The organism is Roseobacter sp. HKCCD7870, from assembly GCF_037830315.1.
In the GTDB taxonomy this organism is placed as follows: Bacteria; Pseudomonadota; Alphaproteobacteria; order Rhodobacterales; family Rhodobacteraceae; genus M30B80.
This window is the reverse complement of record NZ_JBBLYO010000002.1, coordinates 15238-34229: the sequence shown is the minus strand read 5'-3', so window position 1 is coordinate 34229 and position 18992 is coordinate 15238. Positions and strand designations below refer to the sequence as shown.

Here is an 18992-nt window from a genome sequence, read left to right as displayed (position 1 = left end):
CGCAGCGCAAGGGCGAATTCACCCCAACGGTTGCGAGGGCAGCCAAATTCTAAATTCAGTGCCCTCAGAGGTGCTGCACTCTAAAGTCAGCGCGCCACCATGCCCGCGCACCAATTCCGCCGCTATGGCAAGGCCAAGACCCGAGCCACCTTTGCGCGCGCCGCCTTGGAAAGGTTTGAACAAATGTTCTAGCGCCTTTTCTGGCAGTCCCGGGCCCGTGTCGCGAATACGAATTTCCCACCCGTCTTCATTTGGCGCAGCTTGGGCCAAGATACAGATCACGCCTGCCCCCCCTTGTGCTGCAATGGCCTGCCTTGCGTTGCGGATAAGGTTGCTCAACACGCGGAAAATCTGTTCAGCATCACAGCGCAGGGTCAAACCTGTTTCAACAGAGACATCGAATTCAATCGCCTCCGCATCTGGCCCAAGCGATTCACTTTCCACCACATCGCGCAGCAACCCCGCTGCATCGACCCGTGCTAAGGCAGGTGGTGGCTCTTGCGCACGGCCAAAGGCCAAGGTTCCTTCGCAAAGATTGACCGCCCGTGACAAGGATTGCAGCAACTTTGGCGCGGTGCGCTGCACGGCAGGATCATCGCTGCCCTCCAAACGATCCGCCATCAGACTGGCTGTGGTCAGGATATTTCGCAAATCATGGCTGATTTTGGCCACAGCCGCGCCCATCTGCGCGAGATGATCCTTCTGCTTCAGGGCGGCGGTCAGTTGGGTCTGCATCTTGTTCAAAGCGACCTCGGCATCCCGCAACTCATGCAAGCCCGCGCTTGGCGTTATGATGCGGCGGGCATCTTCGGGTGCATCCGCATAGGCGCGCACCTGCCCGACCACGCGGTTCATAGGTGTCACAAGGAAATACCGCACAGAGAAAAATAAAAGCGCCGCCGTGAAGGCAGAAATCACCGCCGACAGGGCAAGGATCCGCAGGCCAAACTCGACCATCGCGGCGCGTAAGGGGGCGCTGTGCATGGTCACCTCGATCTCAAGGCCCGCATCGCGCACAGGCGCCCCAATCACACGGATTGTGCGATCTCTTTGATCCCAAAGCTGCATCATGGCATCGCGGATCAAACCCAAGGATGGAGGATTGCGCAGATCATAGGTGGTGGCCACAGGTGGGATTTGCGGCGCAGCGAGCACCAGTTCCCGCACCGCGTCCCGCCGCAACACAACGTTTAAAACATCAGCATTGCGCAGCAATTCATCCTCAAGCGCAGGATCAACCATCCCATCATTCGCCAAAAGGGCCAGTGACGCAATTTGCGCCCTCTCAAGGCGCGACAAAAGATAATCTTCACGGAATCGGGCCACCGATGGCACGAAGATCAAAACCTCTGCCAACATTACGAAGCACAGGGTCAAAATCAAAAATCGTCCCGAGAGTGTGTTAAACACGAAACCTTCCCCGCATACCCTCAGCCACATAGATAGTTGTTTTATTGTGGAATTGTAACGCCCCGCGCATATGTTGTGCGATTCTATGCCCATCACAATAAACTTGAGTTAGGTTGCATTTTACCGCGCGCATTTATTGACACGCCGCTTTGCTTTGCGTATGCCGCAGGCCTTATACGGATTCTTTTGGTCGTGTGACTTGCGCGCGTAGGCGCGCGCCGACCAGCAAACTGGAGCAAGCCGATGTCAAAACGGACTTTTCAGCCTTCAAACCTCGTGCGCAAGCGCCGTCATGGCTTCCGCGCACGCATGGCGACCAAAGCAGGCCGCAAGGTTTTGAACGCGCGCCGCGCGCGTGGCCGCAAATCTCTGAGCGCATAAGCGTTTCTCAGGCTTTGGGGGGCAACCCTCAACGCGCCCCTGCCGAGATTTCGTCAGGGGCTTTTTGCATTTGAACGCCAAATCGGGCTTGGATCATGGAAACCTTGCGCAAACGTGCCGATTTCTTACGGGCTGCCAAAGCGGCCCGTGCGCCTGCGCCTGCTTTCTTGCTTCAGGCGCGCAAGCGTGACGCGGATGAGGGCGTGGATCCAAAGGTGATCCGCGTTGGCTATACCTGCTCCAAAAAGATCGGCAATGCGGTGGCGCGTAACCGCGCAAAGCGCCGCTTGCGTGAAATTGCGCGCGACACACTGGCCCTGCATGGGCAAGCGGGGTGGGACTATGTGTTGGTAGGTCGCCCCGAAGTCACCTTGTTGCATCCTTTTGCGCAAATGCAGGTAGAGTTAGCCGCAGCCTTATCCCGCATCCACGCGCCGCGAAAGCGAGGGGCGTAGATGCGCATATTGGCATGGATCTTATCTTTGCCCATTCGGGCTTATCGGCTGATTTTCAGCCCATGGGTAGGGTTTAACTGCCGCTATCAGCCAACCTGCAGCGCCTATGCGCTTGAGGCGCTTGAGCGACATGGGCCGATCAAAGGCAGCTATCTTTTGCTGCGCCGCATTGGACGCTGCCACCCTCTTGGCGGATCAGGTTACGACCCAGTGCCGCCAAAGGGCGGGGATCAAACCCGTTCGAAATAAATGATGACCTCACCGATGGTCACGCCAAAGCGCTTCATATAGGCACGGTTGAGCAATCGGTCATCACTTAAGAGCCACATCCAGTCATCAAAGCTGACCCGCAGGGTTTCACCCTGCTCCACTGGCAGGTCAATCGTGTAGGCCCAATTAAAGACATCTCCACGCTCCTCGCCCGTTGCGATGCCGATCACCCCGTCAGCCGTTCCTTGCCATCGTTGTTCGTCCAGCTTTTCCAAGAGCCAAATACGCTGTTCAGTGCTGCCATCTTCATAAACGAAATCTTCGACCAAACGTAGGGTTTCCCCATCCCATGTCCCGTTGATCTTCACCTCAAAGCGGCGGCGCACCTCGCCCAAGACATCCTGAAACTGACCATAGGCCACAAGATCACCTTGAAAAAACTCTTCTAGATTCAAGGCGCGGGTGCTGAGATTTGGATCATCAAGCGCAGGTTTGCCCGTGCAGGCCGCCAACATCAAAAGCGCCGCCAATGCCAATTTTTTCATAATGCCCGATCCTTATCTGCCTATTTGCGAAGCTAGCGCAAACGAGCAGAAAGCAAGTTTACTTGACGTTTCTGCCTTGCCTCGCCTATGGCAGGCACATCAAAACCGCGTGAAGATGAAGGCCGCACCATGTTGGACGATGCAGAGGATATCCACCCGCTCTTTCACGGCGCGCCCTCAAGCACCGAATTTAAAAAACTGCGCAAGCGGATCATCCGTGAAACCCGCGAGGCGATTGACCGCTACGGCATGATCGAGCGCGGCGCGAAATGGTTGGTCTGCCTGTCGGGCGGCAAAGACAGTTACACGCTTTTGGCAGCCTTGACCGAATTGCAGTGGCGCGGCGTGCTGCCCGTAGAGATTTTGGCCTGCAACTTAGATCAGGGCCAACCTGGATTTCCTGCAACGGTATTGCCAGAGTTTCTCACAAAGATGGGCGTGCCGCATCGGATTGAATATCAAGACACCTATTCAATTGTGATGGATAAAGTGCCGCAAGGCCGCACCTATTGCGCGCTGTGTTCACGATTGCGCCGTGGCAACTTATATCGCATTGCCCGCGAAGAAGGGTGTTCAGCCGTTGTTTTGGGCCACCACCGCGATGACATTCTGGAAACATTTTTCCTCAATCTGTTTCACGGCGGCAAACTGGCCTCGATGCCACCCAAGCTTTTGAATGATGAAGGGGATCTTTTTGTCCATCGTCCGCTGGCCCATGTCAGCGAAGCGGATTGTGAAGCCTTCGCCCGCGCGATGAACTATCCCATAATTCCCTGCGATCTGTGCGGATCGCAAGACGGGCTACAACGCCAAGCCATCAAACGCCTCTTGGATGAGTGGGAAGCCCGCGCACCTGGGCGGCGGCAAAAGATTTTCTCGGCCTTAATGAATGCGCGCCCCTCGCATCTGCTTGACCCTGAATTATTTGATTTCTTCGGCCTGACGCGGCGTGCCGAAAATATGGGACGAGACTAGGCCAGATTGGCGCAGTTCTCGCGATATTCGGCGCAAACCCCTTGACCTTTGCGCCGCCAGCCTATTGAACCCGACTGTCAATAAATCATAGGGCATAGCGCGATCATGGAAGATCAGAACAAGAACCTGATCCTGGCCACGGCCTTGAGCTTTCTCGTCATTTTGGTGTGGTTTCTTCTGTTTCCCCCCGAAGACCCACAGGTAACGCAAACGGACGCGGCAGTCGCATCCGATACGACCGCGCCCGCAGATGCCATTCTGCCGCCAAGCGCAGGGTCAAGCGACCCCGCTCTGATCGGTGCGGAAGAAACACGCGCCGTGGCTTTATCCTCCTCGGCACGCGTGGCGATTGAAACCGATGAATTGCTCGGCTCAATCTCACTCTTGGGTGGGCGGATTGATGACCTATCCCTGAAAAACTATCGCGAAACGATTGATGAAGACGCAAATATCGTGCGCCTTCTGTCGCCAGTTGGCGGCCCAAATGCCTATTACGCCCTTTATGGATGGGCGCCCGGCGGCGCGCTTGATTTTGACCAAGTGCCTGGCCCCAACAGCGAATGGCGTTTGGTCGAGGGCGAAACCCTAACGACCACGACCCCCGTTACCCTTGAATGGGATAATGGCAACGGCCTGATTTTCAATCGCGTGATCTCGGTTGATGAGAATTTCATTTTCTCTGTGACGCAATCTGTGCGCAACACCACGGGCGCGCCTGTGCGCTTGGCTCCTTACGGCATCGTGGCCCGCCATGGCCTACCCGCAGATTTGCAGAATTTCTTCATCCTTCATGAAGGTGTTGTTCGTAAAGCAGACGGCACTTTGGACGAGATCGGTTATGAAAACGTCACCGAATTCGATGTCATGCCCAGCGAAGGCGCGGCGGCAGAATTGGTGGATGTTGCCGAAAACGGCTGGATCGGTTTTACCGATAAATATTGGATGACCACCTTGATCCCCGGCACGGGTCAGCCCTTTGTGGCCGCAACGCGCCACGTGGCGGAGGCGGACATCTATCAAACCGAAGCGCGGATGCCCGCAGTAGATGTTGCTGCTGGGGCAACGGCCGAAGTCACCACCATGCTCTTTGCAGGGGCGAAGGAATGGGAAACCATCCGCAACTATCAGGACGCAGGCGGGATTGATCGCTTTCTCGACTCGATTGACTGGGGTTGGTTCTATTTCATCACCAAGCCGATGTTCTGGCTGCTGCACAATCTGAATGTGATGATTGGCAATATGGGTCTTGCGATTATTGCGCTGACCTTCATCGTCAAGGCTGTCTTATTCCCGCTTGCCTATAAATCCTATGCCTCCATGGCGCGGATGAAAGAGCTTCAACCAGAGATGGAGAAGCTGAAAGAGCGCGCAGGTGATGACCGCGAAGCCATGCAAAAAGGCATGATGGAGCTGTATAAGAAGAACAAGGTGAACCCCGCTTCAGGCTGCTTGCCGATTTTGCTGCAAATCCCGATTTTCTTCTCGCTCTATAAGGTGATTTTCGTGACGCTAGAATTGCGCCACGCACCGTTCTTTGGCTGGATTCGGGATCTGTCAGCACCTGATACAACCTCGATCTTCAACCTATTCGGCCTGTTCCCATGGCCAGCGCCAGAGCCAGGCAGTATCCTTGCGCTGATCTTTATCGGGGTTCTGCCCATCCTTTTGGGCATCTCGATGTGGTTGCAGCAAAAGCTGAATCCAGCGCCCACTGACCCAACACAGGCCGCGATTTTCGCGTGGCTACCCTTTATCTTTATGTTCATGTTGGGCCATTTCGCGACAGGCTTGTTGATTTACTGGATCGTGAACAACACCCTGACCTTTGCGCAGCAATACACGATCATGCGTCACCAAGGGTATAAGCCCGATCTGTTTGGCAATATCCGCGCAAGTTTCAAACGCGGCGGCGCAAAGAACGCTAAGTGAGCGTCACACTCGACCAAATATGGCGACACCCGATTAAGGGTATTGGCGCAGAACGTATTTCGGGGGCCTTTATGGCCCCCGCTTGCGCTTTGCCGCTTGATCGCGCCTATGCGGTTATTGAAGCGGGGGCTGACCCCTTGCAGGGGCAATGGCAACCCTGCCGAAATTTCTTGCGCGGCGCAAAGGCCCCTCAGCTTATGGCCATCACGGCCTGCTGTTTGGACAATGGCACAATCCGCCTGTCGCATCCTGATTTGCCCGATCACATATTCGACCCAAAAGGCGACCACAGCGATTTGATTGCATGGCTAGAGGCAATTTATCCGCCCGAGCGACCCGCCCCGAAGGCGGTGGTCGCAGCGCCTAAATCAGGCATGACCGATGCAAATTTTGCCTCGATTTCAATTCTAAATGTTGCCTCGCTGCGCGCCTTAGAGGCGCGGGCCGATATGCCACTGGATCCGCGCCGCTTTCGTGGGAATCTTTGGCTTGAGGGTCTAGCCCCTTGGGAAGAGCTTGACCTGATTGGGGCGAGCCTTGTGATTGGCGAGGCCCGCCTAAAAATCGTAGAACCAATAACCCGTTGTCGCGCAACTGAAGCAAATCCTGACACAGGGGTAAGGGATGTGCCAACTCTGCAAATATTGCAAAGCGGTTGGGATCACAGCGAATTTGGCGTATACGCAGAAACCACCCAAGCAGGGCATATCGCCCAAGGGGATAAAGTGGAGATTATCTGGTGAGTGCAGCCCTGCCTTTTCCGCTGGCCGAAGATGCCGATGAGATCAGCCTTGAGAAGGGGCGGCTGCTGTTTGCGCGCGGTGCAGATTTTGTCAAAGGCGTTGTTGCCATGGATGGCCTGCCCCCTGCAGATCGGCTTGAAATATGCTTTGCTGGGCGCTCGAATGTTGGGAAATCTTCGCTGATCAATGCGCTGACTGGGCGTAAAAACTTGGCACGGGCCTCAAACACACCCGGACGGACGCAAGAAATCAACTTCTTCACACTTGGCGAGAGCCATTATGTGGTCGACTTGCCGGGCTATGGCTATGCAGAAGCGCCTGTTGCGGTGGTCGAGAAATGGCAGAAATTGCTCAAGGCCTATCTGTCAGGCCGCGTCTCGTTGCGCCGCGCTTTCGTGCTTATCGACACACGGCATGGGATCAAGGCGGTTGATGACGAGATCATGACCCTGCTTGATCAATCAGCTGTGACCTTTCAGGTCGTGATGACAAAAGCCGACAAGGTAAAAGAAGCTGAACGCAATAAAATTTTGGCCCAAGTGCGCAAGGCGCTGTCAAAACACCCCGCCGCCTATCCCGAGCTCTTGATGACCTCGTCAGAAAAAGGTTTGGGTATTGAAAACCTTCGGGCCTTGATCGCAGGGCTTGCTTGAGAACAGCCACCTTCACAGCCAAGCCTTCCTGCCTTATGGAAGTAATCGAGCGCGCCCAATATGGCGCGGGATCAGTTTGGAACGCCAAAGATGAAGAAGCAGACAGCCAAAATGCGTGATTTTCTCTCGACCGCCCGCACCTTGAACGAAGCCCTGCCTTACTTGCAGCGCTATCACGGGGCGATTGTGGTGATCAAATTGGGCGGTCATGCGATGGGATCGGATGAGGGGATGGCCTCATTCGCGCGCGATGTGATGCTGATGCGCACTGTTGGGGTGAACCCTGTGGTGGTGCATGGCGGCGGGCCAATGATCAATGAGATGCTTGAAAAGCTTGGCGTGACCTCCACCTTCACGCGCGGCAAGCGGGTCACGGATGCCGCCACGATGGATGTTGTGGAAATGGTTCTATCGGGTCAGGTTAATAAGCGGATCGTGCAGGCGATCAACGCCGAAGGCGGGCGCGCAGTTGGTCTGTCGGGCAAAGATGCCTCGATGATCACCTGCACAATGGCCGACCCCGAACTTGGCTTTGTCGGCGAACCCAGTGAGGTAGACACGACCCTTCTGCGGCAACTCTTTGAGGCCGAGATGATCCCTGTGATTGCCCCCATCGGTGCAGATCGTGATGGTCACAACTATAATATCAATGGCGACACGGCAGCGGGGGCTATTGCCGCCGCCCTGAAGGCAGATCGCCTGCTGCTTTTGACTGATGTGTCGGGCGTCAAAAATGCCGATGGCGAAGTGGTAACCGAATTGAGCGCCGCCGATGTTGAGGCCATGACCGAAAGCGGGGTCATTGCAGGCGGCATGATCCCCAAAACCGAAACGGCCCTGTCAGCCGTGCGCGCAGGCGTGCGCGCTGCCGTTATTTTGGACGGGCGCGCGCCCAATGCCTGCCTTTTGGAATTGTTCACGGATCACGGGGCAGGATCAATCATCCGCGCCTAGTTTCGCTTGCGCAGCGCAGAACAATCAGCGCAGGCTAAAGAATGAACCTGACCGACCTTTTACAAGGCGCGCATGCGCGGCACCTTCGCATTTTGGGGCATTTTGCCCCAGAGGACAGTCACGGCCTAGGCCATGAGGTAAAAACCGTGGTGCTTTTGGGGCCTGATGAGCCTCAGTTTTGGTCTGCGTTTGAAGACAGCTCCGAATATCGTGATGGCGCCCCTGACCCGATGGATCGCTGGTCTGCGCGGGTCATCGGTGACTGGGCCCGCGAGATTGGGGGGGAAGCCTATTTTCCCTTTGGTGGCCCACCCTATGCACCATTTTACCAGTGGGCTTTGGCGACAGGTGCAGTATGGCCCAGCCCAATAAGGCTGCTCATCCATGCGCAATCGGGATTGTTTGTCTCCTTTCGCGGCGCACTTGGCTTGCCCTATGCAGTGCCTCAAGCGCCCGCTCAAGACCGCCCATGCGACAGCTGCACGCACCAACCCTGCCGCAGCGCATGCCCTGTCGCAGCCTTTGACGGATCGGGCTATGATACGATCCGATGCCACGACCATCTGAACACAATGGGGGGGGCAAATTGCATGACCAAGGGCTGCAGGGCGCGGCGCGCCTGCCCGATCTCACAAAATTTTGGACGCGTTGAGGCGCAATCACATTTCCACATGCGGAGCTTTCACCCATGACCCTGACGTTGATCTTAATCCGCCATGCAAAATCAGATTGGGGCGATGCAGGGTTGGATGACCATGACCGCCCCCTCAATGCCCGCGGAATAGAGGATGCACCGCGCGTTGGAACATGGCTTGAGGCGCAGGGGTATCGGCCTGATCATGTGCTTTGCTCGACCGCAACCCGTGCTGTCGATACATGGGCGGCGATTTCCCGATGCTTGAGCGGTGCGGAAATCGAAGTTTCTTATACACGTGCGCTCTATCTCGCGATGCCGCCTGATATGCTGAATGTCATCAGGGCCAGTGAGGGCCACACATTGGCCGTCATCGGGCATAATCCCGGTATTGGTAGCTTGGCGCGCTCGCTGGTGGCGACACAGCCCCAACACGAGAAATTCACCCGCTACCCTACAGCCGCGACCTTGGTCGTGGACTTTAACGCAACTTCTTGGGCCAACATAGAAATAGGCGCGGGGGTCGCCCGCGCCTTTATCACACCGCGTGACTTGCCCTAAGCGGGATCAGTGACCCAAGATTTGGCTCAAGAACAGCTTGGTGCGGTCATTTTGCGGGTTGGTGAAGAACGGCTCAGGCTCGTTTTGCTCAACAATCTGGCCTGCATCCATAAAGATCACGCGATTGGCAACCTGACGGGCAAAGCCCATCTCATGGGTCACGCAGAGCATGGTCATGCCTTCTTCAGCCAATTGGATCATCGTATCCAAAACTTCCTTGATCATCTCAGGGTCAAGTGCCGATGTCGGTTCGTCAAACAGCATGATACGCGGACGCATACAGAGGCTGCGCGCGATGGCCACACGCTGCTGCTGGCCCCCTGACAGCTGCCCTGGATATTTATGCGCTTGATCGGGGATTTTCACCTTCTCAAGGAAATACATTGCCGTTTCTTCGGCCTCTTTCTTGGGCGTCTTGCGCACCCAAATTGGGGCCAATGTGCAGTTTTCCAAAATGGTCAAATGCGGAAACAGGTTGAAATGCTGAAAGCACATCCCGACCTCGGAACGGATTTTGTCAATGTTCTTGAGGTCATTTGACAGCAATGTGCCATCCACAGTGATGGAGCCCTTTTGATGCTCCTCCAATGCATTGATGCAGCGAATCAGCGTAGATTTCCCTGAGCCAGATGGCCCACAGATGACGATACGTTCGCCGCGGTTTACAGTGAGGTTGATGTCCCGCAAAACATGGAACGAACCATACCATTTGTTCATATCGCGAATTTCAACCGCCACCTCATCGGTGACTTTCATCTGCGAACGGTTGATCTCACGATCTTGGATGGAGGGGGTGGCTTCACTCATATCGGCCTCTCCTTAATGACGATCTGTTGCGAGCTTGCGCTCAAGATATTGCGAATAGCGGGACATCGCGTAGCAAAACATAAAGAAGCAAAGCCCGATGAAGATGAACAATTCCCAGTAAATCCCGTTCCATTCGGTCGTGGCGCGGATTGCGTTAGACAGACCGATTGGGTCAAGCAGACCGATGAACACCACGAGGGTTGTGTCTTTGAACAAACCGATAAACGTGTTCACGATGCCCGGGATTGAGATTTTCAAAGCCTGAGGCAGGATGATCAAGCGCATGGATTGCCAGTAATCCAAGCCCAGACTATCTGCCCCCTCATATTGCCCACGGGGCAGAGCAGCCAAACCACCGCGCACAACCTCGGCCATATAGGCAGCGGCAAAGAGCGTGACCATGATAATCACGCGGAGCATCAGGTCAAAATTCGTTCCGGGCGGCAGGAAGTAGTTCAACAAAAGCGATGCCGTGAACAGCCACACAATCAACGGAACGCCGCGGATCACCTCAATAAAGATCACCGAGAATTTGTTGATGATGAACAAATCAGACTGACGCCCAAGCGCCAGAAAAATCCCAAGCGGCAAAGACAGAACAATGCCCGTGATCCCGATGATCAGCGCCAACATGAACCCGCCGAAATCCTTGGATTGGATATTTTCAATTCCAATGGGCAAGATGCCATCGGTCAGTCCTGTTAGTGGGGCAACCCCAAAGCGCCAATAGATCAGCGGCACAAGGATGCTCGCCACGATGCCCGCCAAAGCCCCGAATTGCCGTGTGATCTGGCCATAGGCCAACCATGCCAAAACAAAGCCCAGAGCCGTCAGGATTGGCCCCCAAATCGACCCGCCCCATAACAGCCAGTAGCAAATGAAGGGCGACACGGCCGAGAAGATCGCCAATTTACGGCCACCAAAGTTGAACATCACAGGCGCAACGGCGATGAAAAACACAATCAAAGCCACAACAGGGCGCCAATATGCATCGGCGGGGTAGAACCCAAATAGAAGTTGGTTCCAACGCTCGCTCAAGACGGCCCAACAGGCGACATTGCGACCATCGGCGTAAAGCGCGTCACGCACCTCACGGCATTCACTCAGTGAATTTGCAGTCCAAATGCCATAGGCGAACCACTGGAAAACATGGCTGACTACCCAATAGATCGCGACCAAAGACAGAATTGTTAGGATTGTATTGAGCGGCCCAGAGAACAAGTTTTCACGCACCCATTTCACCACGCCTGCTTCCGAGACAGGCGGGGCCTGCTCGGGCAGCATCTCGGTGCGCACATAAGAAACGGAGCTATTCGCAGAATTTGCCATCTCAGCGCTCCTTCAACTTAACGGCGTTGTTGTAGACATTCATCACGCCCGAAATGATTAGGGATGTGACCAAGTAAAAGACGCCCAAGAGGAGCATCCCTTCAAGCTCGCGGCCTGTTTGGTTGATCGTGATCCCACCCAAGGTAGACCGCACATCCATATAACCCACAGCAATCGCCAAGGAGGAGTTCTTGGTCAGGTTAAGATATTGCGAAATCAGGGGTGGGATGATCACGCGCAAGGCCTGCGGCAGGATCACCAAATTCATCGTGCGGTTGGGGCGCAGGCCCAAGGCATAGGCTGCTTCGGTTTGCCCGCGTGACACCGCCAAAATCCCGGAGCGCACAATCTCTGCGATGAACGCACCCGTGTAGAGCGACAACGCAAACCACAAGGCAATCAGCGAGTTGCGCACCTGTAGGCCGCCCGTAAAGTTGAAACCACCCAATTCAGGCAACTGCAGCGTGACTGGCCCGCCCAGAATGAAGTAGAAAATAACTGAAGGCACAAAGAACAAAGCCGTAGAAATCCAGAACACAGGCAGGATTTGACCCGTTGCCTCTTGTTTTTTGCGCGCATAACGGCGGAAGGCCCAAATGGCAAAGAGTGAAGCAAAAAACACAGCAAGAAGCAGGGTTGAGCCCTCACCCCAAATCGGACGCGGGATAAAGATACCGCGATTTGTAATCGCGATACTGTCGAACAGGATCATGGACGCATCCCCGCCTTCGCGGAAATCGCGCGGCTGTGGGGTGGCTTCGGTCATGACGGCGAAGATCACAAGGATCCACAACAGCAACGGCACATTGCGGAACCCTTCCACATAAACCGTCATCAATCGCGCTACGATCCAGTTTTTCGAAAGACGCAAAACGCCTGCTATCACGCCAATCATCGTGGCAAGAATACAGCCCAGAAAAGCGACGAGCAGCGTGTTAAGTATCCCAACAATCGCAGCGCGGCCATGGGTGCTGTCGTTAGAATATTGGATCAACCGCTGGTTGATATCATAGCCGGCGCGCGATCCCAAAAATCCAAAATCAAAATCTTTACCAAGTTCAGATAGGTTTTGAACCGTGTTCCAGCCAAGTTGCCAAATAAAGGCCATTATGATGATAAAAGCAAATACTTGAATCGTCATTGAGCGATAACGACGATCGTAAATCAACTGCCCCAAGCGGAAAGGTTCAGAACTTGGATCCGGTATCAAAGCCATGGCGGAATCCTGTCATTAAATCAGCGTACAAGATTTTAGTGCGGCACAAATGGGTCGCAACAGTTTCAGCGTAATTTTGGATATTAGAATAGAAGAAGGGCGCGGGTATGCCGCGCCCTTCATATGCTCGGAGCTTAACGGAATGGTGGGCTGTAAAGCAAGCCGCCATCAGTCCACTGCGCATTCAAACCACGCGCCAATCCGATTGGAGTGCTTTCGCCAATGTTCTGCTCAAATATTTCGCCATAGTTACCCACAGCTGCAATAACATTTGCGAATGCATTGTCTTCAAGACCTAGCATGCCACCAAGGCCATCTTCTAGACCAAGAAGGCGGTTGATTTCTTTATTGGCATTGGAGTTTGCAGCTAGTTCCGCTACGTTCGCAGAGGTAACACCCAGCTCTTCAGCGGTAATGAGTGCATTGAGCGTCCAGCGCACAATGTCACCCCACTCGTGATCACCATGGCGCACAAGTGGCCCGAGAGGCTCTTTAGAGATGATTTCAGGCAGAACGACATGCGCACTTGGATCTTCAAAAGTTGCACGTGTAGCGGCCAGACCAGATGCGTCTGTAGTGTAAACGTCACATGCGTTGGCGAGATACTGCTGCTGCGCTTCCGCATTTGTTTCGATTGGCACGGGCTCGTAGCTCATGTTGTTCGAAGAAAAGAAGTCAGCCAAGTTCAACTCAGTGGTTGTACCAGTTTGGATACATACCGTTGCGCCATCGAGCTCAAGAGCTGAAGATACACCAAGTGATGCAGGAACCATAAAACCCTGACCATCATAATAGTTCACACCTGTGAACTCAAACTTTAGGTCAACGTCACGGCTGAAGGTCCATGTGGTGTTACGTGCCAACATATCAACTTCGCCAGAGGCCAACGCGGTGAAGCGGGTCTGACCAGTAGTTGGAACAAATTCAACAGCTGATGGGTCACCGAAGACGGCGGTTGCAACGGCACGGCATAGCGCAACATCAAAGCCTTCCCACTCTCCGCTGGCATTTGGTTCTGCGAAGCCTGTGAGACCTGTGGTCACACCACAGTTCAGGCTGCCACGCGCTTTAACCTCATCAAGGGTCGACGCTTGGGACATACCCGCAGCCATACCAGCAACTGCCAGCGTAGCTAGGACTACAGATTTTTTCATGTTTACCTCTTCCTATTGGACCGCCCTTTTGGGCTGTTTCCTCAATGGCCGTAAGACCACCTTCATGTCAGTGGCCCGCAGAAGCGAGCCAATGCTGCTTAATTGCGCAAATATACGGCCCAAGGTCAAGGCTTGAAGCTAGGTTTACGAAACGTAAAGCCTAACTTTATAGCAGCCGTTCGTGGGATGCTTGCTGCTTGGGCAGATTACATATTCATAAAAAAACAAGGCCTCAACCCGCCACAAGGGCTTCGTGCCCGCCTGCAAGTCTGTAAAAATGTACTGCGTGAAGAAAAGCGTCCTTTTTCTTCGCGGCCACATCCAAGGCTTCTTCGTCTTCGCCCCAAAGCTCTGCCTGAAAATTTTCATCGATTCGCGACAGATTCCATGCTTCTTGCGACGAGAACTGCCCTTTCGCCACGGCAAGCCCCAATAGGGCTGAGCCAGAGATGGAAATCAGGTCATGCAATGCAGTCAAAGAAAAATTATCAAACTGCGAGAGAAGTTGATGCACCCGCTCAAGGCTATCTTGCGGTTGCTGCACGGGCAAAACGCCGATTGTGACGATCAAGGGCGCGTTCAACTCGCTTGCGGCCCAGTCCAAAACGGGTCGCCATCCCACTTCCTGGCGTGTGGCCAATTCCTGTGGGTGATCAGCCCTGTGACAGAGTAAATCTGTCTCAGCATAGGCCGATAGCATCGCCACAACCTCTGGCTTTTGTGCGCTGACCTTATCAATCGCGGCATTTGCCGACCGTGTGACAGGCATGGTGAGGGGATTAATCTCTTCGGCTTGGGCCATCCATTCTGCTGCAATCGCCTCGGCCATAGTTTGGGTTGGCACAATCAGCGGCGCCTTAAGCGGTGTTTTGACGGCCTGTGTGTCCAAGTGAACCGTATAGCCACCTTCCACCGTTTCAACGCTGGCAGATGTCCAAAAACGGCGGGCTTTCCATTCGCTCATGTCAGGCTCCAAATTCGTTCAAGGGCAGCGGGCAATTCGCCAAAGCGCTGCAAAATGGGGTCGGCCCCAGACTGCCGCAAATCCTCTACGCTGTGATACCCCCAAGAGACACCAATAGCCTGTGCGCCAGCAGCCTTCGCCATTTCGACATCATAGGTCGTGTCACCGATCACCACGGCCCGCGCGGCGGGCACATCACATTCGGACAAACAGGCCTTCACCATCGCGGGATGTGGCTTTGAGGGGTGATCATCGGCGACCTGAACGGAGGCAAAATAGGGTCGCAGCCCTTGTTGATCCAAAATATGTTCCATCCCCCGCCGTGACTTGCCAGTCGCAATAGCCAAAACAAAGCGCGGGTCAGCCTGCAGCGTCTCTAGAACTGACATCGCCCCCTCAAACAACGGCGACAAGGCCGCGCCATCCGCGCTGAGGCGCAATGATTGAAAGGCCGCCTTATACCCTTCGACCAAATCGGCGCGCATCTCGGCACTATGATCAGTCGCAAGGCGCAGCATGGCCACGGGTAGCGATAGGCCTACGATTGACAAGGTCTGCGCACGGCTTGGCGCAGGCAAATCAAGGCCGCTAAATGCCGCCTCCATCGAAGCTACAATATGTGCCTGACTGTCGATTAACGTGCCATCGACATCGAAAATGATCAGATAAGGCGCAGTCATCCGAGCTCGTCATAAAACGGGTCAACGGGCACATCTTCGGCGCGCCAGTCGAACAAATCCCATGTGCGGGCCATGTGATCAGGCAAGGCTGCGGTTAGCGTGAGATCCCGTTTTGTGAAAGGGTGACGGAATTTCAGATAGCGCGCGTGAAGATGCAGCTTGCGGCTGATTTCACCCCCCAATTGCGCGCCCCATCCATCGCCCAAATTTTCCTGACTGCTGCCGCCATATTTGCCATCCCCCACGATCGGGTAGCCAAGTTCTGCGATATGGGCGCGCAATTGATGGGTGCGACCAGTAATCGGCACCATCGCCACCCATGACACCCGCCCCCCAAGCGCAGAGAGCGTTGCATAATCCGTCTCGGCCCGCTTGGCCCCATCGGTGGTGGCGATTTCAGATGGATGAAGGCAGCGCATCTTTTCGCTTTCGCCCCCTTTGCCATGGCCTGCGGCCTTTACCAATCCAAACTTGATTTTGCCCATTCGGGGCAAAGGCGCGCCTGCAACGGCGGCCCAGTAAATCTTGCGCGTCTCACGATGGCGAAAGGCATCGGTGAGAGCTTGCGCGGCTTGCCTGCTGCGCGCCAAGAGCAAAACGCCCGATGTGTCCTTATCCAAGCGATGAACAAGGCGCGGCTTATCCTCACCCTCGCGCACGAGACAGGCCGCCAACGCATCAACGTGCCGCCCCCCTTGCCCGCTGCCGCCTTGCGTGGGCAAGCCTGCGGGTTTGTTAATCGCAATCAGATGATCGTCTTGATAGATGACCGCGCGGCGCATCATCGCGGCATCCGCGTCCGAGATGGCCGATTTCTGCACCCGCGGCGCGCCAAGCGCATCTTCGGGCATTGGGTCAGGCAAGGGGGGGATGCGCACCTCCTGCCCAGATTGCAGGCGTGTCGCAGGTTTCACGCGCCCGCCATCGACACGGATTTCACCTTTACGGCACATCTTCTCAATGCGGCCTTGCGGGATATGCGGGAAAAGCCGGCGGAACCACCGATCAAGCCGCTGATCCGCATCTGCATCCGCGACAGCCAAAACCTGAACACCCGTCATGGCAGCGCCACCCGTGTCAGCATCAACCCCAAGAAAATCGCAACGATAGAGAGGATGACCGAGCCCAGAATATAGGCCACCGCCAACCCTAAATCGCCCCGCTCATAAAGCGTGATGACCTCAAGCGAAAAGGAAGAAAATGTTGTAAACCCGCCCAAGATCCCCGTCATGACGAAAGGGGATAAATGGGTCAGCCCGCGCTGTGCGGCAAGGCCCACAAAAAGACCCATCAATAAAGAGCCAAGAATATTGACCGAGATCACCCCAACGGGAAAAGCGGTCGGCCCAAGCGCACGATGCAGACCCACGCCAACGAGATAGCGCAGCGATGCACCAATCGCGCCCCCAAGGGCCACCTGAAAAACTGTCCAAATCATGGGTGGCTCTTTCTGCCCCTGCCTGTCTGTTGTCAACCAAAAGCCGCGGCACGGGTCACTCATCGCGGCTTCGGTCGCGCCTAAGCTTCGCAAAATAAGCTACCCGCTTTCCAAGATCGCGCTCAAACCCACGTTCCACGGGTTCATAGAAACTGGGGCGCGTGATTGTATCGGGAAAGTAATTCTGCCCAGAAAACCCATCTTCAGCATCGTGGTCATAGGCATAGCCTGCGCCATAGCCCTGCTCTTTCATCAGCTTGGTTGGGGCGTTTAAGATATACTTCGGAGGGGCAAGTGACCCTGTCTGCGCCGCCAATTTACGCGCGGCCTTGTAGGCGACATAGGCCGCATTCGATTTTGGCGCGAGAGCCAGATAAATTACAGCATTGGCCAAGGCTATCTCGCCCTCGGGCGAGCCCAAACGCTCATAGCTTTGCCACGCGGCCAAACACACCTGCTGCGCCTGTGGGTCAGCAAGGGCAACATCCTCTACCGCCATACGCGTCAGGCGGCGCGCCAAGAACCGCGGGTCTTCGCCCCCCTCCAACATGCGCGAGAACCAATAAAGAGCCGCGTCTGGATCAGACCCGCGAATGGATTTGTGCAAAGCAGAAATCAGGTTGTAATGGCCATCGCCCGACTTGTCATATTGCGCGGCGCGGCGCTGTAGCCGCGCAGAGAGCGTGGCCGCGGACACCCCCGCATGGTCGGGCCATGCAGCCACCTGCTCGATGAGGTTTAACATGGCACGCCCATCCCCATCGGCCATGGCAATAAGGGTCGCTTGAGTTTCTTCAGGCAAGGCCAAATCGCGCGCCAATTCGCGCTCAGCCCGTGCCAAAAGGGCGCGCAGGTCGTCCTCGCTAAGGCGGTTCAAGGTGAGAACCTGCGCGCGTGACAGCACAGCGGAATTGATCTCAAAACTTGGGTTCTCGGTCGTGGCCCCCACTAATAAGATTGTGCCATCCTCCATCAGGGGCAAAAAACTATCTTGTTGGGCTTTGTTAAAGCGGTGGATTTCATCCACGAATAAAAGCGTGCCCTGCCCCGCTTTGCGGCGCAGCTTTGCGGCATCAAATGTTTTGCGCAGCTCTGCCACGCCAGAAAAAATCGCGCTGATCTGCTCAAAGTGGAAATCCGTCTCGCTCGCCAAAAGCCGCGCAAGCGTGGTCTTTCCCACACCAGGTGGCCCCCAGAAAATCAACGAGGACAGCGCCCCGGTATCCAGCATCAACCGCAAACTGCCCTCAGGCCCTAGCAAATGCTGCTGACCAATCACATCCTTCAACTCGGACGGGCGCACACGATCTGCCAAGGGGCGCATAGCCTGCGCCTTTGGGGAGGGGTCTGGATCAGATTGAAAGAGATCACTCATGGCCAAAGCCTAGCCTTTGCAGGGGCAGAGGAAAATCCCCCATGCGCGGTCGCACAAAAAGAAAACCCCCCGCGATTGGCGCGAGGGGTTTTCAAAACTATTCGCAAAAGGGGTGTGCTTATTCAGCAGCCGCTTCTTCTGCAGCAAGGCGCGCACGATCTGCGGCACCTTTTGCTTCGGGATCACGATCCACAAATTCGATGATGGCCATTGGCGCCATATCACCATAGCGGAAACCCGCCTTGAGAACGCGCACATAGCCGCCCTGACGCTCCGCATAGCGGGGGCCAAGAACTTCGAACAATTTCTTTACATGGGCGTCTTGCTTCAGCGCAGCAGCCGCTTGACGGCGTGCGTGCAAGTCACCGCGCTTGCCCAATGTGATCAGCTTCTCAACCACACGGCGCAGGTCTTTCGCCTTAGGCAAGGTGGTTTTGATCTGCTCATGCTCAATCAATGAGCCAGCAAGGTTCGAGAACATCGCTTTGCGGTGTTCATGGGTTCTGTTCAGACGGCGATAGCCAGATCCGTGACGCATGGTTAAATCTCCTTCATTTCATGCTTTGTCCGAGAGCCGTG

Annotated in this window: 22 protein-coding genes; 10 read left to right on the top strand and 12 right to left on the bottom strand. The window is 55.2% G+C overall.

Going from position 1 to position 18992, the window contains the following annotated elements:
- Nucleotides 1-18 precede the first annotated feature (18 nt).
- Nucleotides 19-1410: a sensor histidine kinase gene (locus AAC637_RS08550; RefSeq protein ID WP_340303203.1), complete on the bottom strand. Its 1392-nt coding sequence runs from the start codon at nucleotides 1408-1410 to the stop codon at nucleotides 19-21.
- A gap of 243 nt (nucleotides 1411-1653) precedes the next feature.
- Between AAC637_RS08550 and rpmH the strand changes: the two genes are divergently transcribed.
- From rpmH to yidD, 3 genes are all read left to right on the top strand, one after another.
- Nucleotides 1654-1791 carry a 50S ribosomal protein L34 gene (gene rpmH, locus AAC637_RS08545; protein ID WP_317657449.1) on the top strand — a complete coding sequence of 46 codons (138 nt, stop codon included), beginning with the start codon at nucleotides 1654-1656 and terminating at the stop codon, nucleotides 1789-1791.
- A gap of 95 nt (nucleotides 1792-1886) precedes the next feature.
- Nucleotides 1887-2246: a ribonuclease P protein component gene (gene rnpA / locus AAC637_RS08540; RefSeq protein ID WP_340303202.1), complete on the top strand. Its 360-nt coding sequence runs from the start codon at nucleotides 1887-1889 to the stop codon at nucleotides 2244-2246.
- Nucleotides 2247-2495, top strand: coding sequence for a membrane protein insertion efficiency factor YidD (yidD, locus tag AAC637_RS08535; protein WP_317657447.1), 249 nt, complete (start codon nucleotides 2247-2249; stop codon nucleotides 2493-2495). It abuts the gene before it with no gap.
- Here the strand turns inward: yidD and AAC637_RS08530 are convergent.
- Nucleotides 2477-3001, bottom strand: a complete 525-nt coding sequence (locus AAC637_RS08530; protein WP_340303201.1) for a DUF3833 domain-containing protein — start codon at nucleotides 2999-3001, stop codon at nucleotides 2477-2479. The genes yidD and AAC637_RS08530 overlap by 19 nt on opposite strands.
- A gap of 129 nt (nucleotides 3002-3130) precedes the next feature.
- On the opposite strand from AAC637_RS08530, the gene ttcA reads away from it, so the two are divergent.
- The 7 genes from ttcA (at nucleotide 3131) to AAC637_RS08495 (ending at nucleotide 9450) form a co-directional block, all read left to right on the top strand.
- Nucleotides 3131-3976 (top strand): tRNA 2-thiocytidine(32) synthetase TtcA, encoded by an 846-nt coding sequence (ttcA, locus tag AAC637_RS08525; protein WP_340303658.1) that lies wholly within the window; start codon nucleotides 3131-3133, stop codon nucleotides 3974-3976.
- Between the two features lie 105 nt (nucleotides 3977-4081).
- Nucleotides 4082-5905: a membrane protein insertase YidC gene (yidC, locus tag AAC637_RS08520; RefSeq protein ID WP_340303200.1), complete on the top strand. Its 1824-nt coding sequence runs from the start codon at nucleotides 4082-4084 to the stop codon at nucleotides 5903-5905.
- On the top strand, nucleotides 5902-6648 hold the full coding sequence (locus tag AAC637_RS08515) for an MOSC domain-containing protein (protein ID WP_340303199.1): 747 nt from the start codon (nucleotides 5902-5904) through the stop codon (nucleotides 6646-6648). Before yidC ends, AAC637_RS08515 begins: the two co-directional genes overlap by 4 nt.
- Nucleotides 6645-7301: a ribosome biogenesis GTP-binding protein YihA/YsxC gene (gene yihA, locus AAC637_RS08510; protein ID WP_340303198.1), complete on the top strand. Its 657-nt coding sequence runs from the start codon at nucleotides 6645-6647 to the stop codon at nucleotides 7299-7301. Before AAC637_RS08515 ends, yihA begins: the two co-directional genes overlap by 4 nt.
- 90 nt (nucleotides 7302-7391) lie before the next feature.
- The gene (argB, locus tag AAC637_RS08505) at nucleotides 7392-8255 is read left to right on the top strand and encodes an acetylglutamate kinase (protein ID WP_340303197.1); all 864 of its coding nucleotides are present in this window, start codon (nucleotides 7392-7394) and stop codon (nucleotides 8253-8255) included.
- 41 nt (nucleotides 8256-8296) lie between these two features.
- A complete protein-coding gene (locus AAC637_RS08500) occupies nucleotides 8297-8947 on the top strand; it encodes a ferredoxin (protein ID WP_340303196.1) in 651 nt (216 codons plus the stop codon).
- The gene (locus AAC637_RS08495; RefSeq protein WP_317657440.1) at nucleotides 8944-9450 is read left to right on the top strand and encodes a SixA phosphatase family protein; all 507 of its coding nucleotides are present in this window, start codon (nucleotides 8944-8946) and stop codon (nucleotides 9448-9450) included. Before AAC637_RS08500 ends, AAC637_RS08495 begins: the two co-directional genes overlap by 4 nt.
- Before the next feature lie 6 nt (nucleotides 9451-9456).
- Here the strand turns inward: AAC637_RS08495 and AAC637_RS08490 are convergent, their stop codons facing one another.
- The 10 genes from AAC637_RS08490 to rplQ all read right to left on the bottom strand — a co-directional run bounded on the left by AAC637_RS08490 (nucleotide 9457) and on the right by rplQ (nucleotide 18951).
- Nucleotides 9457-10257 carry an amino acid ABC transporter ATP-binding protein gene (locus AAC637_RS08490; protein WP_317657439.1) on the bottom strand — a complete coding sequence of 267 codons (801 nt, stop codon included), beginning with the start codon at nucleotides 10255-10257 and terminating at the stop codon, nucleotides 9457-9459.
- A gap of 12 nt (nucleotides 10258-10269) precedes the next feature.
- Nucleotides 10270-11586 (bottom strand): amino acid ABC transporter permease, encoded by a 1317-nt coding sequence (locus tag AAC637_RS08485; RefSeq protein ID WP_340303195.1) that lies wholly within the window; start codon nucleotides 11584-11586, stop codon nucleotides 10270-10272.
- 1 nt (nucleotide 11587) lies between these two features.
- On the bottom strand, nucleotides 11588-12802 hold the full coding sequence (locus tag AAC637_RS08480; protein WP_340303194.1) for an amino acid ABC transporter permease: 1215 nt from the start codon (nucleotides 12800-12802) through the stop codon (nucleotides 11588-11590).
- A gap of 134 nt (nucleotides 12803-12936) precedes the next feature.
- On the bottom strand, nucleotides 12937-13956 hold the full coding sequence (locus AAC637_RS08475) for an amino acid ABC transporter substrate-binding protein (RefSeq protein WP_340303193.1): 1020 nt from the start codon (nucleotides 13954-13956) through the stop codon (nucleotides 12937-12939).
- A 232-nt stretch (nucleotides 13957-14188) separates the two neighbouring features.
- Complete coding sequence (locus AAC637_RS08470; RefSeq protein ID WP_340303192.1) at nucleotides 14189-14920, bottom strand: ATP12 family chaperone protein; 732 nt, start codon at nucleotides 14918-14920, stop codon at nucleotides 14189-14191.
- Nucleotides 14917-15600, bottom strand: a complete 684-nt coding sequence (locus AAC637_RS08465; RefSeq protein ID WP_340303191.1) for an HAD-IA family hydrolase — start codon at nucleotides 15598-15600, stop codon at nucleotides 14917-14919. The genes AAC637_RS08470 and AAC637_RS08465 overlap by 4 nt, the downstream gene beginning before the upstream one ends.
- On the bottom strand, nucleotides 15597-16661 hold the full coding sequence (locus AAC637_RS08460; RefSeq protein WP_340303190.1) for an RluA family pseudouridine synthase: 1065 nt from the start codon (nucleotides 16659-16661) through the stop codon (nucleotides 15597-15599). Before AAC637_RS08460 ends, AAC637_RS08465 begins: the two co-directional genes overlap by 4 nt.
- On the bottom strand, nucleotides 16658-17038 hold the full coding sequence (gene crcB / locus AAC637_RS08455; protein WP_340303189.1) for a fluoride efflux transporter CrcB: 381 nt from the start codon (nucleotides 17036-17038) through the stop codon (nucleotides 16658-16660). The genes AAC637_RS08460 and crcB overlap by 4 nt, the downstream gene beginning before the upstream one ends.
- Nucleotides 17039-17093: 55 nt before the next feature.
- Nucleotides 17094-18413, bottom strand: a complete 1320-nt coding sequence (locus AAC637_RS08450) for a replication-associated recombination protein A (protein WP_340303188.1) — start codon at nucleotides 18411-18413, stop codon at nucleotides 17094-17096.
- 118 nt (nucleotides 18414-18531) lie between these two features.
- On the bottom strand, nucleotides 18532-18951 hold the full coding sequence (gene rplQ / locus AAC637_RS08445) for a 50S ribosomal protein L17 (RefSeq protein WP_317657430.1): 420 nt from the start codon (nucleotides 18949-18951) through the stop codon (nucleotides 18532-18534).
- Nucleotides 18952-18992 lie beyond the last annotated feature (41 nt).